This window comes from Pseudomonas fluorescens NCIMB 11764, from assembly GCF_000293885.2.
Classification (GTDB): domain Bacteria; phylum Pseudomonadota; class Gammaproteobacteria; order Pseudomonadales; family Pseudomonadaceae; genus Aquipseudomonas; species Aquipseudomonas fluorescens_B.
Window position 1 is genome coordinate 6,357,739 of record NZ_CP010945.1, and the last position, 14,080, is coordinate 6,371,818.

Sequence of the window (14,080 nt, forward strand, 5' to 3'; positions counted from 1 at the left end):
CACACAAGTACAGTCAAGCGTGTCGATAGTGAGTATTAAGTCAACGCGGTCATGACGGCTTTCCTGTACGCCGGACGCTGCTTCAGTCGCGCATACCAGGCCTCCAGATGAGGCTGTGACGCACGCTCGATCGGCATCTCGAACCAGGCATAAATGAAGCTGCCGAGAGGAATGTCGCCCATGCCGATTTCATCGCCTGACAAGTACGGTTTGGCCGCCAGTGCCTGATCGGCCATCGCCAGCAAACCTTCGCACTCTTTGATAGCGGCGTTGATTGACGGCCAGTCCTGCTGGTCTTCCGGCGTGCGCAAGACACCCCAGAACACAGTACGAAACGGGCCGGAAAAACTTGAAGTGGTCCAGTCCATCCATTTGTCAGCTGTAGCGCGGGCTTGAAGATTTTCCGGGTACCAGGCAGTGCCGCTGGCGTGCAGAGCCATCAGGTAACGAACGATGGCGTTGGATTCCCACAGCACAAAACCGTCGTCCTCGATGACCGGCACACGGCCATTGGGGTTCATCGCGCGGTACTCCGGCGTGTCGACGACCCCAAAGGCGCCGCCCGCATCGATGGCCTCATAGGCCAGGCCCAGTTCCTCGGCGGCCCACAAAGGTTTTCTGACATTCGACGAATTTTTCCGACCCCAGATTTTCAGCATGACCGCCTCTTTATGGATGAATGCGCAGGCAGCATACGCCGGATCAGGCGCGACTCAAATCGCTCTGCATGTCACCCAGCAGCGGCGGCAGCTGTTCGCTGAACAGATGCGGGTAGCACTTTTCCAGGTGCTCGAAAAAGAACGTTTCCGGCACGTCGGTGAACTGGCCGTGATCGATCAGGTATTCCATCAATTGCTCGCCGTCGCGATTGAAGGGGTGGAAAACACTGTCGTTGATCCCGTCGAATTCCAGCGGCGCCACGTTGAACAGTTCGCAGAGCTTCTGGTTGAACGCCGGCGTAGCTTTGACCCAGCGATCGTTCAGGTACAACTCTGTATAACCATGCATGGCGAACACGTCGCTCTTGAGCAATTCCAGCAAACGCGGGGTCGACAAATGATTGCGCACATCTGCCAGACCGATCCGCGCGGGAATCCCGCAGTGCCGGGCCGCACCGGCCAGCAGCGTGGCTTTGGGCACGCAATAACTTTCACCGGCCTCCAGCGCATAACTGCCACGCAAGGTGTCTGGATCGCGGCTGAACGTATAGGGGTTGTAACGTACGGCCTCGCGCACCGCGTAATAAAGATTGATCGCCTGCTCGAGGGGGTCGCGGTGACTGCCACGATGTTTTTCGGCGAACTCCACCACCGACAGGTGGTCACTATCGATGAAGCGGCCGGGACGCAGATACTCGTGCATGAGAACAATCTCCTGGGGAAGCCACGAGTCTAACGACAGGTTCAGCACAGAGATAACGACGTTTCGGCCAAACATGGACGCTTAGCCGCCCGCCCAACGAACGATCCGGACCGGTACCAACCGGTCCTGCAAAGCTCATCGAAGTTTCCCAAGATTTCAATCACATCGCTCTGACCACCCTGTTTTGCGGATGCCGTCTAAGCTCTGAAGGTTGTTTTTGCCCTTGTTTCACGGAGGATTAAATATGCTGCTGTTGTGGATACTGGTTCTGGTTGTCGGGATTGCGTATTTAGCCCACCGCCGTATCGCCCCGCTGCCCGCCCTGTGCATCGTCGCCGTTTATATGGTGGCGATGGGCGCCTTCAGCCGCGCGCCAGGCTGGTTACTGCTGGTGCTGTGGGTGTTGATAGCGGCTGTCGCGGTGCCCTTGTTGCTGCCCGACCTGCGCCGTAAATACTTCAGCGCGCCGCTGTTCAGCTGGTTCGAGAAAACCCTGCCGCCGATGTCGGAAACCGAGCGCGATGCCATCGACGCCGGCACGGTCTGGTGGGACGGCGAGCTGTTCAGCGGCCGGCCGGACTGGGACAAACTGCTGTCCTATCCAAAAGCTCAATTGACTGAAGAGGAACAGGCCTTCATCGATGGCCCGACCGATGAACTCTGCGCGATGGTCAGCGACTGGCAGATCGGGCAAGACATGGACCTGCCTGCCGAAGCCTGGGCCCACATCAAGGAAAACGGTTTCTTCGCCCTGATCATTCCCAAGGAATACGGCGGCAAGGGTTTTTCTGCCTACGCACACTCCCAGGTGGCCATGAAACTGGCCACCCGCAGCGGTGACCTTGCGTCCACCGTGATGGTCCCCAACTCCCTCGGCCCGGCCGAGCTGTTGCTGCATTACGGTACCGACGAACAACGCAACCATTACCTGCCACGTCTGGCACGCGGCGATGACATTCCGTGCTTCGCATTGACCGGGCCACTGGCCGGCTCCGATGCCGGTTCGATGCCCGACACCGGAGTGATCTGCAAAGGCGAATGGGAAGGCAAGGAAACCCTCGGTCTGCGCCTGAACTGGGAAAAGCGTTACATCACCCTCGGCCCCGTGGCCACCCTCCTCGGCCTGGCATTCAAGGCGTACGACCCGGATCACCTGCTGGGCGATGAAGAAGACCTGGGCATCAGCCTGGCGCTGGTTCCGACCGATACCGCCGGTGTTGAAATCGGCCGTCGTCACTTGCCACTGGGCGCAGCCTTCATGAACGGCCCGAATTCCGGCAAGGACGTGTTCATTCCGCTGGATTTCCTCATCGGTGGCCAGGAGATGCTTGGCAAAGGCTGGATGATGCTGATGAACTGCCTGTCGATCGGGCGCTCGATTTCGTTGCCCGCCGTCGGCACCGGCGCGGCGAAGTTCACCAGCCTGGTGACCGGTCAGTACGCGCAGATTCGTGAGCAGTTCAATGTGCCATTGTCGGCGTTCGAGGGTATTCAGGAAGCCATGGCGCGCATCGGCGGCAATGCCTGGATGATGGACGCGGCGCGGATGCTCACCGCCAACGCGGTGGACCTGGGCGAGAAACCGTCGGTGTTGTCGGCGATTCTCAAATACCACCTCACCGAGCGCGGCCGCGAATGCATCAGCCACGCCATGGACGTTCATGGCGGCAAGGCGATCATCATGGGGCCAAACAATTACCTTGGCCGCAGCTGGAATGGCGCGCCGATCTTCATCACCGTGGAAGGCGCGAACATCCTCTCGCGCAACCTGATGATCTTCGGCCAGGGCGCGATTCGTTGCCATCCCTTCGTCCTGAAAGAAATGGCCCTTGCCGGGCGTGAAGACAAGGATCAAGCCCTCATCGAGTTCGATGGCCTGCTGCTCCAGCACATCGGTTTTGCCGTGAGCAATGCGGCCAGCACGCTGGTGCTGAACCTGGGTTTCGGTCACTTCGAACATGCTCCGGGAGACAAGCTCAGCCAGGGTTACTTCCGTGCGCTCAACCGGCAGGCCGCTGCGTTTGCCATGCTCGCCGACTTGAGCATGATGTTGCTCGGCGGTGAACTCAAACGTCGCGAACGCCTGTCGGCGCGTCTGGGAGATGTGCTCAGCAACCTGTACCTCGCTTCCGCCGCACTCAAGCGCTATCACGACCTTGATTCACCCGGGCACATGGCGCCCCTGTTCACCTGGGCCATGGAAGAAAGCCTTGGTCAGTCGGAACGGGCACTGGATGAGTTGCTGACCAATTTCCCGAACAAGGTGCTGGGCTGCCTGTTGCGGGTGATCGTGTTTCCGTTCGGTCGCCGCCATAAAGGGCCGTCGGACAAACTCGGCGCCGAAGTGGCCGCAGTGATTGGCCGGGCCAAGGGCGATCCGACCCTCGAAGAATTGCTCGGTGGTTGTTTCCGTCCGCAATCGGCGGATGACGCCGTGGGTGCCCTGCAACACGCCTGCGACCTGCTGGACGCGGCACAGGCCGTGCAGAAAAAACTGCATGTGGCGCTCAAAAGCGGTCAGGTCAAACCGGTTGCCGGGGAAAACGTCATCGATGCCGCGCTGGAGGCTGGCGTGTTGCAACCCGTGGAGGCGCAAAAACTGCGTGAGGCGGAAGTGGCGCGGCGCAAGGTGATCGATGTCGATGATTTCGACAAAGAGGAGCTGACGCTGGCGGCAGGAAAAGTCCGCTGATCCAGCCAGTCATGTAAAAAGGTGCGCGGGCGCTTTATACTCCCGCGCCCGTTTTGCTCTTGAGGACTTATCTCGTGTCCAACGTCGTTGCCGATCATCTCGTCTTGCTTGACCACTTGCGCAGCATCCTGGTCGCCGTGGGTGAGGCCGAACAGGTTCCCGAAGAAAGCCATGCCTTGTTCCTGGAGCGCTTCGACGAACTGCGTGCGTTGCTGCCGGTCGACCCGATCGAAAGCCAATACCTGGGCCAGGACATCCTGTGTCAGGTGATTACCCGCTACCCGCAAATCGCCCACCTCGTCCCGCGCGACCTGCTGTGGTACTTCGCCGGTGACTGCCTGCATTACATGCCCGATGATGAAATCGACTTGTATCAGGCGCTGGAAGAGCGTCGCTTCGAAGCGGAACAGAACGATGAACCGTTCGACTGGAATCAGGAAAAGCAATTGCTGGCAATGTCGAACAATGACAGCAAGCACTGATTGCTGATCAGAAATGCAAAAGGCCCGCATGGTTGAACATGCGGGCCTTTTTTTAGATCACAAAAATCAAAAGATCTTGCTTTAAAGCAACCCATCACTCTCCGGCAACTCATACTCCGCTGCAACCTTACCCAGCGCACCAGGCTTGCCCGGTTTGCTCAGCGTCGGCTCCTTCTCCAGACACTCCACCAGATAATCGATCAACACCCGTAGCTTCGGCGGCAAATAACGTGTCGGCGAATGCAGCAGCCACGCACCGCCGTGGTATGACGCCAGAAACGTCCAGTCCGGCAGCACCTGCACAATCAAGCCCTGCTCCAGCGCATAACGCGCCGTGAAGTACGGCAAACTGCCAATCCCGATGTGCTGCAACACCGCGCCCAATCGCACGCCGGTGTGATTGGCGGCATAACGCCCGCGCACACCGACGGTGACAGCCTTTGTGCCTTTCTTGAATTTCCAGCGTGCATCACTCGGCGTTTCACCCAGGTAAATGCAGCTGTGGTTGAGCAAGTCGTGGGGATGAGTCGGCGTGCCGTGCTCGGCCAGGTACTGCGGCGTTGCGCAGAGCAGGTGGTCGATCGTCAGCAATTGCCGCCCCACCAGGCCAGCCGGCGGACGGTCGGTAATACGGATTGCCAGATCGACGTTGTCATCGATCAAATCCACCTGACGGTCTTCGAGCAACAGTTCCACATCCACTTTGGGATAACGCCGCAGAAACTCCGGCATATGCGGGTGAATCACGAAACGCCCTACGGCTTTGGGCACGCTGACGCGCACCAGTCCTTCCGCTTCATGGGTGAACTGACCACTGATTTCCATTACCGATTTGGCCGCGCTGACCATCTCCTGGCAGCGCTTGAAGACTTCCTCGCCACCGTCGCTGAGCCGCAGCTTGCGCGTGGTGCGTTGCAACAAACGCGTGGCGAGCGCCTTTTCCAGACGCGAAATGCTGCGACTGACCGCCGACGGAGAAGAGCCCAACTGACGCGCTGCTTCGGAGAAGCTTCCGGTCTCGACAACCTTGACGAAAATCGCCATTTCACCCAGCAACGGCAGTGGAAGATTTGTGCTCACAGTGCAACAGTCCTTTGATGTTTGAACGGATTATCACGCAATTCCACGCTTCATATAATAAAAAACAGAATCTTTAATGAGGGCATGGAATATGACGCTTCGCCTCTTTTTCCATAGTGATGACCTCAAGGCCAACGTGGAAGTACTGGAATGTACGCCTCACGAGAACGAGTTCGCCGTGGAGCTGCGCGCAACACTGTTTCACCCTCAAGGCGGCGGGCAGCCGTTTGACACCGGCTGGATCGGCGACAGCCAGGTGTTGCGCGTGGTGCAGGATCCGGACCGGATCATTCACTTCGTCGACCGTCCCGCACCTATCGGCATGATCCAGATTCGTGTTGATGAGCCACGTCGTCAGTTCAATACGCGAATGCATTCCGCCGGCCATTTGATCGGCCATTTCGTACAAGCCATGGGCTGGATGCCGATCAAGGCTCATCACTGGCCGGGGGAAGGACGTGTGCAGTTCAAACCGACGGACTCCGCACAGGAAGTCGATGCCCAAACCGTCGGGTTCGGTATTGAACAGTGGATCGCCCACGACCTGCCGCGCCTGACATCGCTGCGCGAAGGCGCCCGGGAAATCGGTTTCGGTGAACTGCCCGCCTACGGCTGTGGCGGCACCCATGTACGTAGCCTGAAGGATTTGGGCACGGTCACGATCGCTTCTGTTTCGCAGAAGAAAGGAACGCTGTCAGTCCACTACAGCGTGGATTGAGCAACAGGGCGATGCCGGACACGGCCTCGCCCGGCGCCGGGGAGCCTGCACTCGCAGGTTCCGTTGACTATCCGATAGATGGACCTGAACCATGATGCTTGACGTCGAGCGTCTCGATGAGACGTGCATAAAAAAACTGGCCAACGAAGAAGTCCTCGCCATCCGGGTCAAAGGCTTCCTGGCCCCGCCGCTGGCGATACAGATCGGCGACAAGATTCTCGCGCCCGGCTTTGAAGGCTATATCAACGCGCCGAGCATCGGTCGAATCGGCATGGCGTTTTATGAAGCGGAAAACCAGCCACTGCTGATCGAGGATTATTTCGAGCGCGCCACACGCAACATCGCGGAATTACGCAACCGATGCGCACCCTATTCGTCGCCGGTCGACACCTTGCGTTGCATGCTCGATGAGTCCTGGCCGGCAGGTGCGCATCTGGAAAACCTCTACGGTCGCAAGATGTATGTCGGACTGTCCCGGGTGGTGAAACCCGGCGTGTGTTTTCTGGCCCACCACGACATTTTCGCCAAGGACGCCCCGGACAGTTTCCAGGCCAAAAGCCTCGAGGCGCAGTTCGCCTGCAATGTTTATCTGAACATGCCCACCGAGGGCGGCGCGCTGCAGATGTGGAACCACGACATTTCCCCGGACCAGTTCGACGAAATGCGCGGCGACAGCTACGGCATCGATCCGGCGTTACTCGGCACTCCAGCTCTGGAGGTCTGCCCCGAGCCGGGTGACTTCATCATGTTCAATTCGCGCTGCATGCACTCGGTAACGCCGGGTGTGGCCGATCCGCGCTTGAGTCTTTCATTCTTTGTCGGCTATCGCGGCAATGCTTCACCCCTTACGTTCTGGAGTTGAGATGCAGTATTCGAATTACCTGGGCGAGTTTCTGGCGCTGGCGACTATCCATTTTCTGGCTGTGGTCGCACCTGGGCCGGACTTTGCGGTCACCATCCGCCAAAGTGTACGTTTCGGTCGAGGGGTGGGGATCTGTACGGCGCTGGGCATCGGCGCGGGCATTTCCGTGCATGTGCTTTACACCCTGCTCGGCGTCGGCGCATTGATGCACACCACGCCCTGGCTGTTGACGGTGGCCAAGATCGTGGGTGGCGCCTACATCCTGTATCTCGGCGTCAGCCTGTTGCGCAGCCAACCCAAATCGGTGCTGGAGGGTGAAAAGGAAGCAGACGAACCGATGGTCGAGCAAACGCTGCTGAAAGCGTTCACCACCGGCTTCCTGACGAATGCCACCAATCCCAAGGCCACGCTGTTTTTCCTGGCGATCTTCACCACCCTCATCAGTGCCACGACACCGCTCAACATTCAAGCGCTCTACGGCGTCTGGATGTGTTTCGTGAACGCGTTGTGGTTTGTGATCGTCGCGCTGTTTTTTTCCAGCGTCCGGGTGCGCGTGCTGTTCATGCGCATGGGGCACTGGTTCGAACGGACCATGGGGGTGATTCTGATTCTGTTCGCCGGGCGCCTGATTCTGTCGATGTAAGGACCGCCCATGAAAAAGGCCCGCTCAGTCTGACTGGCGGGCCTTATTTTCTGGCTCGGATACACATCGCGCACAAACAAAAACGCCGCTCAATGAGCGGCGTTTTTGTGAATTTGGAGCGGGAAACGAGACTCGAACTCGCGACCCCGACCTTGGCAAGGTCGTGCTCTACCAACTGAGCTATTCCCGCAAATGGCGTCCCCTAGGGGACTCGAACCCCTGTTACCGCCGTGAAAGGGCGGTGTCCTAGGCCACTAGACGAAGGGGACACGCTGCCCGGAACACATGGTGTGTGTTTCGGTGCCCAGAGCCGTATCCGAAGACTTGGTTCTGGTTTCACTCAGCCCTGCCCGAAAGCAACGCTGTTTAAAATTGGAGCGGGAAACGAGACTCGAACTCGCGACCCCGACCTTGGCAAGGTCGTGCTCTACCAACTGAGCTATTCCCGCATATTGGCGTCCCCTAGGGGACTCGAACCCCTGTTACCGCCGTGAAAGGGCGGTGTCCTAGGCCACTAGACGAAGGGGACACACGTACAACATTCACTCCCTACCGCGTTTCGCTGTGTGCTTTACGCTGTAAGTGGCGCGCATTCTATGGATGGATTGAAGGGTCGTCAACCCCCAGATATAAATTTATTTAAATCAATGACTTCGCCCTGCTTTGAGCGGTGAATACGGCTTTTTGCTCGCCCGGGGTTTGACGCCTATATTCTGACACCCGCCAAGACGTTATAGTCCACCCACGTAGCAGATGATGGCAATGTGCACCTCACACGCTATTACTTATATAAGCAGCGTTGCGGTCGATACAGACTGAAGGATGTTCGATCCAACCCGTCGAGCGGCCCTATGCGCCCCCAAGCCAAGCCACTACACTCGCACGCGAATCCCATAAAGAGGTCTTACCGGTGACACCACTCATGATCACCCTGCTAGTCGTAGCCGGGATCGCACTATTGATCGCCATTGGGTACATGAACCATGTGGTGGAAAACAATAAACTGGAAAGGGCCCGCACCAAGGTTGAACTCAACGACCGCCTGCGTCGCTGCGGCGAAATCACCGAGACCTTTCCCGGCCAGCTGATGACACCGGCCCTCAAGCTGCTGCTGACCCGTCTTGAGCTGAACGTCTGCCAGCGCCTGTTGAACCTCGAAAAGTCCAGTGCCAACCTCAAGGTGCGAATCAGTGAACTGACCACCTTGGTCGCCCAAGGCGAATCGATCCCGGTCAACAACCCGCCGGCACCGATCCAGACCGAAGCCAAAGCGAAGGACGTACGCTTCCTGCTCGAAGCGCTGCACGGCCAGATCACCCGCGCCGCACAGGATGGCTTCCTGCCAACCAACGAAGCCAAACGCTGGATCCGCGAAGTTCGCCACATCCTGGTGCTGCTGCACATCGAATTCTTCAACAACCTCGGCCAGCATTCCCTGCAGCAGAACCAGCCTGGCCAGGCTCGCCTGGCCTTCGAACGCGGCGTGCAGTACCTGCGTAAACAGCAGGAACCGCAGATCTACGCCGAACAGCTCGAATACCTGGAAAAACTCCTGGCCCGTGCCAACGCACAAGTCATGGACAACATTGCACCGGTTGAAGGCGAAGTGAACCAACTGACCGAAGGCCTCAAAGACGTCGAGGCGGATGCGGACTGGAAGAAGAAAGTGATTTACGACTGATCGGAACTGTTTTGAAGAAACCACCTGAAGAGGTGGTTTTTTTTGCGTTGAGTTTGATGGGTAATTACATCGAGAAAAATGATCGGCTGTCAGGCCGCCATCGCTGGCAGGCCAGCTCCCACAGGGTCGAGGACACCCACGAAAATCAGGTCGGCTGTCAGGCCGCCTTCGCTGGCAAACTCAGCTCCTACAAGAGCAGATCGGCGCACCCCCACCAAACCACGAGGCCGAGCGTTAGCTCGCCTTGCGCTATTGATCTGCCCGCCCCTTCGGGAGGCTGAGCGGAGGTTCTGCGCAGTGGGCAACCCGGCATGGATGCCGGGTTAGCCGCGCACGGCCATGGATGGCCGATCGCGGCGGGCCCACGGAGCAGGACCGGAGCGAAGGAACGCCGAGCCTAAGCGAGGGGCCGGACGCCGGGGCGAAGCGTTTTGCTTACTTTTGGGCGTCTGCAAAAGTGAGTCGCCGTAAGGGCGAAACCGCCAGCCGCCGTTACCGCAGCAATGGATATGCACACCACCACCAAGAACCTGGTCGGCTACCAGGCCGCCAAGTCCTCAAGCCTCAGAGCCTGAAATGCCCGACCATCCCCTTCAACTCAACCCCCAACTGCGCCAACTCGATACTCGACGCCGCATTCCCCTGCATCGCCAAGGAAGACTGATCCGCACTGGCCCGAATACTGGTCACACTGCGGTTGATCTCCTCAGCCACCGAACTCTGCTCCTCCGCAGCCGCCGCGATCTGCTGGTTCATCTGCTGAATCAACGACACCGCCGCCGCAATACTGCCCAAGGCACTTTCGGTCTGTAGCGCATCACTGACCGCCAGCTTCACCAACTCGCCACTGCTCTGAATCTGATGCACCGACGACTGCGCTGCCGAGCGCAAGGCACTGACCAGTCGCTCGATTTCCTCGGTCGATTGCTGAGTCCGCTTCGCCAGGGCCCGCACTTCATCGGCAACCACCGCAAACCCCCTGCCCTGCTCGCCGGCGCGCGCCGCCTCGATGGCCGCGTTAAGCGCCAACAGGTTGGTCTGTTCGGCCACGCTTTTGATGACACTGAGCACCGTGCCGATATTCTGGATTTCCGCACTCAGACTTTCGATGCTCGAACTGGCCGACGACGCCGAGTCCGCCAGTTGCTCGATCCGCGCCATGCTCTGACGCACCACCGCCTGGCCACTTTCGACCTTGCCGTCCGCCGTTTGCGCAGCCTGGGCAGCCTCCTCCGCGTTACGCGCAACGTCGTGCACGGTAGCGGTCATTTGATTCATCGCCGTAGCGACCTGCTCGGTTTCTTCCTTTTGGCTGCTCACTTCAAGATTGGTCTGCTCAGTCACCGCCGACAGCGACTGAGCCGAACTGGCCAACTGCTCGATGCCCGCCTGCAGACCGCTGACAATACTGCTGAGCCCCGCGCCCATCTGCTGCATGGCCTGCATCAATTGGCCGATCTCATCACGACGGGTCACTTCAACCGTCGCACTCAAATCGCCCGCGGCAATTTGCTGAGCGACGCGAATCACACTGCGCAGCGGTCCGACGATCAATCGGGTAATCACCCAAGCCGCGATCAGCCCGACCAGCAAGGCCAGGGCCGACGAACCGATAATCAGCAATGAGTTCTTTTTCAGCTCGGCCTGCATCGACTGGTCTTCGGCGACGTAGGCCTGGTCCACCCGCTCCACGACCTGCGCGGCGCGTTGATGCAACTGCTCGTAGACGGTTTTTTCCTGAGCCAGCAGGCCGGTGTATTCCGCCAGTTTTTCGCTGAAACCGCCGATATGCCCAACCACTTCATTGAGGACAGTCAGGTAGCCTTCATCCTTGACCGTGGTTTTCAATTGCTCGGCCTGAGTCAACGCCTGGTCGGCCTGCTCGATCTTGCCTTGCCCGGCGCTGTCGTCGCCCTTGCGGCTCTGGTCCAGGCGCACACGCGCTTCGTTCATGGCTTGCAGCATCAGCCGCGATACCTGGCTGACCTGATTGGCTTGCTCGATGAACTGGGAACCGTCCTTGCCTTCGGACTCCTTCAGGGCATAGGCGCCATCATCGGCGAGCCCGGCCTGCAACACGTCAAGATTATTGGCCACGCTGGAGACCGACCAACTGGCCATTTCCAGTGCAAGGTCCTTGGCCTGGCTCAGCGAGACAAATTCGTCAAACGCTTTGCGGTAAGCCCCCAATGACTGTTCGACGTCGCTCATCACGGGTACGTTGGCCGGCGATTGCGCCTTCAGCTGATTCGCCAGGACGACCAGGCCATCGACACCTTCGTGCAAGGCCGTGACAATTTTCGGGTTGCCGTGCAAGGCGTACTCCTGCTCGAGCAGGCGCACCTTGAGTAAGCCACTGTTGAGCGACGACATCTGTTTGAGCCCGTCGAAGCGATGGCTAATGGTTTGCAGGGACCATACGCCGATGGCCGCCACCAGGGCTGTCAACAACAGCACCAGCACAAACCCGACACCCAGTTTTTTTGCCATACCGAGGTTGGCAAAACGTCCTTGCACGGCCGAAATCATTGCACTTAGTCCCCTGACATAGTCTGTTGACGCAGATTCGCAACCGGCCTGTGTCAACACAAGTCTCTGGCGTCGGAATAATGGCAAAAAGCTACGCCTACGTCGTTTTCAGAACGCTTGAGGTCGATCCGGAGCGGTGGCCTGAAAAAACGCCCGGGCTCGCGGATCACAGGCGCAAGCCACATTGATACGCTGCCAGTCACTGGCCTCACTGGCGGGGCTGAATGCCGTCGTGGAAGACAGCAGGACGCCGAAGCGCCGTGCCTGTATCCGCACGTGAGCGTAGTCGGACTTGCGCGATCGCGCCCAGATGAACAAACCGCCGACGGGTTTGCCGAAAACCTCCCACTCGGCATCTTCCAGCACCTGCAATGCGGCTTCTCGGTCATGTCTCAGACGCTGCCGCAGCCGCAGCACCAACTTGCGGTAAGCACCGCTGGCCAGCAGGCGGGCCAGTACCGACTCACAAAATCCGGAAGCACCCAGACTGCTGATCCGCTTGACCTCGGCCAGTCGCGAAATAACCTCGGCACCGGCCACTACAAAGCCGACCCGCAATGAACTGCTGAGGGTTTTGGAGAAGCTGCCGACGTAGATGACGTTGTCATCAGTATCCAGCGCGGCGAGCCGCGTACCGGGGCCACTGTGCAGATCCGCGTAAACGTCGTCCTCAATCACCAGCACGCCGTGGTTTTTGGCCAGATGCAGAATCCGCTGCGCCACCACCGGCGTCAGGTTGCTGCCAGTAGGGTTGTGATAGAAGCTGTTGATGAACAACGCACGGGGCTTTTTCTCAAGCAGCAGTGACTCAAGCACCTCGATGTCCGGCCCGCGCGGGGTGCGCGGGACTTCGATCATCGAGACGCCATGCAGCCTGAGCAGCTCGAACAGCAAGGAATAACCGGGACTTTCGACCACGACGCAATCACCCGGTTTGAGCAAGGTACGCACGATCAGGTCGAGCCCCTGACTGGCCCCTGCTGTCGTCATGATCCGGTTTTCTTCTGCGTCGATATCCAGCGGGCTCAAGCGTTTGATGATTTGTTGACGCAACGCAAGCAGCCCCAGCGGCGAGCTGTAATTGAACAGACCAGCCATGTCGGTACGGCTGACCTCCCGGATTGCATAAGTCAGATCATCCGTTTCGCGCCAGCTTTCGGGGAGCCCTCCCCCCCCCAGATTCAGCCCGCCCGCAGCGTTGAATGGCTGCAACTCCGCGCCCTCGAACCAGGGTGAATCCGCAGCGGCCAACGTGGGGGCAGCGACAATGAATCCGGCGCCATGACGCGACGCCAGCACCCCTTGAGCCACCAGCCGCTCGCACGCTTCAACGACGCTGGACAGGCTGAGTAAATTGGTCCGCGCGATTTGCCGTGCAGACGGCAAACGCGTCCCCGGTTCTATGTCGCTCTGACGCAGCCAGCACGCTAACGCGTCGACGACTTGCTGTACGACCGGCACCAAGGCCTGTCGATCGATTCTCAATTCCATGAGCAAGCAAACTCCTGTTCGTTTGACGGAATCAGTTAATCACAGGCGCGCTCGATGAGCTGTGCGACAACGCCGTCAAAACTCGTGGTTCTAACCATTTGAAACACATTGCCTGGCACTTTCACGGAGCAAAAAACGGGGGTTGGGTTGGGGTTGGGGGGTACATATCCATTGCTGCGGTAACGGCGGCTATTGGTTCCGCCCTTACGGCGGGTTACTTGGAAAAGCGCCAAGTAACCAAGCGCTCTCGCCCCTGACGTACGGTGCCTCGCCTAGGCTCGGCATGCCCTCGCTCCGGTCCTGCTCCGTGGGCCCGCCGCCATCGGCCATCCATGGCCGGGGGCGGCTAACCCGGCATCCATGCCGGGTTGCCCACTGCGCAGAACCTGCGCTCGGCCTTCCGACGGGGCAGATCAAGATCAAAAACAGAGCGAGGCGGCCTTGTAGCCGACCTGAAGTCCACCAAGATCATCGGCGGTGAACACACATTTCATTTCTGCCAAAAATCACTGTGGGAGTTGGCTTGCCAGCGGAATAGGC

11 protein-coding genes, 4 tRNA genes and 1 pseudogene are annotated in these 14,080 nt (G+C 59.0%); 6 read left to right on the forward strand and 10 right to left on the reverse strand.

The features are described from left to right. Positions 1–35: 35 nt before the first annotated feature. Positions 36–659 (reverse strand): glutathione S-transferase family protein, encoded by a 624-nt coding sequence (locus tag B723_RS28885; protein ID WP_017340133.1) that lies wholly within the window; start codon positions 657–659, stop codon positions 36–38. Between the two features lie 43 nt (positions 660–702). Continuing rightward, positions 703–1,362, reverse strand: coding sequence for a transglutaminase-like domain-containing protein (locus tag B723_RS28890; RefSeq protein WP_017340134.1), 660 nt, complete (start codon positions 1,360–1,362; stop codon positions 703–705). A 244-nt stretch (positions 1,363–1,606) separates the two neighbouring features. On the opposite strand from B723_RS28890, the gene B723_RS28895 reads away from it, so the two are divergent. Together B723_RS28895 and B723_RS28900 are read left to right on the forward strand one after the other, a co-directional pair. Beyond that, positions 1,607–4,054 (forward strand): acyl-CoA dehydrogenase, encoded by a 2,448-nt coding sequence (locus B723_RS28895; RefSeq protein ID WP_017340135.1) that lies wholly within the window; start codon positions 1,607–1,609, stop codon positions 4,052–4,054. 74 nt (positions 4,055–4,128) lie between these two features. Next, the gene (locus B723_RS28900) at positions 4,129–4,536 is read left to right on the forward strand and encodes a PA2817 family protein (protein ID WP_017340136.1); all 408 of its coding nucleotides are present in this window, start codon (positions 4,129–4,131) and stop codon (positions 4,534–4,536) included. An 81-nt stretch (positions 4,537–4,617) separates the two neighbouring features. On the opposite strand, the gene B723_RS28905 is transcribed toward B723_RS28900, so the two are convergent. Further along, positions 4,618–5,616 carry a LysR family transcriptional regulator gene (locus B723_RS28905; RefSeq protein WP_017340137.1) on the reverse strand — a complete coding sequence of 333 codons (999 nt, stop codon included), beginning with the start codon at positions 5,614–5,616 and terminating at the stop codon, positions 4,618–4,620. Between the two features lie 91 nt (positions 5,617–5,707). Between B723_RS28905 and B723_RS28910 the strand changes: the two genes are divergently transcribed. From B723_RS28910 to B723_RS28920, 3 genes are all read left to right on the forward strand, one after another. Beyond that, the gene (locus tag B723_RS28910; RefSeq protein ID WP_017340138.1) at positions 5,708–6,334 is read left to right on the forward strand and encodes a hypothetical protein; all 627 of its coding nucleotides are present in this window, start codon (positions 5,708–5,710) and stop codon (positions 6,332–6,334) included. A 91-nt stretch (positions 6,335–6,425) separates the two neighbouring features. Continuing rightward, positions 6,426–7,196, forward strand: a complete 771-nt coding sequence (locus B723_RS28915) for a 2OG-Fe(II) oxygenase (protein ID WP_017340139.1) — start codon at positions 6,426–6,428, stop codon at positions 7,194–7,196. Between the two features lies 1 nt (position 7,197). Continuing rightward, positions 7,198–7,839, forward strand: a complete 642-nt coding sequence (locus tag B723_RS28920) for a LysE family translocator (protein ID WP_017340140.1) — start codon at positions 7,198–7,200, stop codon at positions 7,837–7,839. A 114-nt stretch (positions 7,840–7,953) separates the two neighbouring features. Here B723_RS28920 and B723_RS28925 read toward each other — a convergent pair. The 4 genes from B723_RS28925 to B723_RS28940 all read right to left on the reverse strand — a co-directional run bounded on the left by B723_RS28925 (position 7,954) and on the right by B723_RS28940 (position 8,368). Continuing rightward, positions 7,954–8,029: transfer RNA gene (locus B723_RS28925), tRNA-Gly, on the reverse strand. Positions 8,030–8,032: 3 nt separating this feature from the next. Then, positions 8,033–8,108 (reverse strand) — tRNA-Glu (locus B723_RS28930). 104 nt (positions 8,109–8,212) lie between these two features. Next, positions 8,213–8,288: transfer RNA gene (locus B723_RS28935), tRNA-Gly, on the reverse strand. 4 nt (positions 8,289–8,292) lie between these two features. Beyond that, a tRNA-Glu gene (locus tag B723_RS28940) sits at positions 8,293–8,368 on the reverse strand. A 393-nt stretch (positions 8,369–8,761) separates the two neighbouring features. Between B723_RS28940 and B723_RS28945 the strand changes: the two genes are divergently transcribed. Continuing rightward, on the forward strand, positions 8,762–9,520 hold the full coding sequence (locus B723_RS28945) for a hypothetical protein (RefSeq protein ID WP_017340142.1): 759 nt from the start codon (positions 8,762–8,764) through the stop codon (positions 9,518–9,520). Positions 9,521–10,084: 564 nt separating this feature from the next. Here B723_RS28945 and B723_RS34230 read toward each other — a convergent pair. The 3 genes and pseudogenes from B723_RS34230 to B723_RS28955 form a co-directional block, all read right to left on the reverse strand. Further along, positions 10,085–10,966 carry a methyl-accepting chemotaxis protein gene (locus B723_RS34230; RefSeq protein ID WP_414885171.1) on the reverse strand — a complete coding sequence of 294 codons (882 nt, stop codon included), beginning with the start codon at positions 10,964–10,966 and terminating at the stop codon, positions 10,085–10,087. Beyond that, positions 10,946–12,049 (reverse strand): annotated as a pseudogene (locus B723_RS34235) (HAMP domain-containing protein); the annotation flags it as partial. The gene B723_RS34230 and the pseudogene B723_RS34235, both read right to left, overlap by 21 nt. Before the next feature lie 108 nt (positions 12,050–12,157). Further along, positions 12,158–13,540 carry a PLP-dependent aminotransferase family protein gene (locus tag B723_RS28955; protein ID WP_017340144.1) on the reverse strand — a complete coding sequence of 461 codons (1,383 nt, stop codon included), beginning with the start codon at positions 13,538–13,540 and terminating at the stop codon, positions 12,158–12,160. Positions 13,541–14,080: the final 540 nt, after the last annotated feature.

What these genes read in the sequence shown, in the direction of transcription:
- B723_RS28915 (WP_017340139.1), top strand. Translation starts at nt 6,426, where the DNA reads ATGATGCTTGACGTCGAGCGTCTCGATGAGACGTGCATAAAAAAACTG.
- B723_RS28920 (WP_017340140.1), top strand. Translation starts at nt 7,198, where the DNA reads ATGCAGTATTCGAATTACCTGGGCGAGTTTCTGGCGCTGGCGACTATC.
- B723_RS28890 (WP_017340134.1), bottom strand. Translation starts at nt 1,362, where the DNA reads ATGCACGAGTATCTGCGTCCCGGCCGCTTCATCGATAGTGACCACCTG.
- B723_RS34230 (WP_414885171.1), bottom strand. Translation starts at nt 10,966, where the DNA reads ATGCAGGCCATGCAGCAGATGGGCGCGGGGCTCAGCAGTATTGTCAGC.
- B723_RS28910 (WP_017340138.1), top strand. Translation starts at nt 5,708, where the DNA reads ATGACGCTTCGCCTCTTTTTCCATAGTGATGACCTCAAGGCCAACGTG.
- B723_RS28895 (WP_017340135.1), top strand. Translation starts at nt 1,607, where the DNA reads ATGCTGCTGTTGTGGATACTGGTTCTGGTTGTCGGGATTGCGTATTTA.
- B723_RS28955 (WP_017340144.1), bottom strand. Translation starts at nt 13,540, where the DNA reads ATGGAATTGAGAATCGATCGACAGGCCTTGGTGCCGGTCGTACAGCAA.
- B723_RS28945 (WP_017340142.1), top strand. Translation starts at nt 8,762, where the DNA reads ATGATCACCCTGCTAGTCGTAGCCGGGATCGCACTATTGATCGCCATT.
- B723_RS28885 (WP_017340133.1), bottom strand. Translation starts at nt 659, where the DNA reads ATGCTGAAAATCTGGGGTCGGAAAAATTCGTCGAATGTCAGAAAACCT.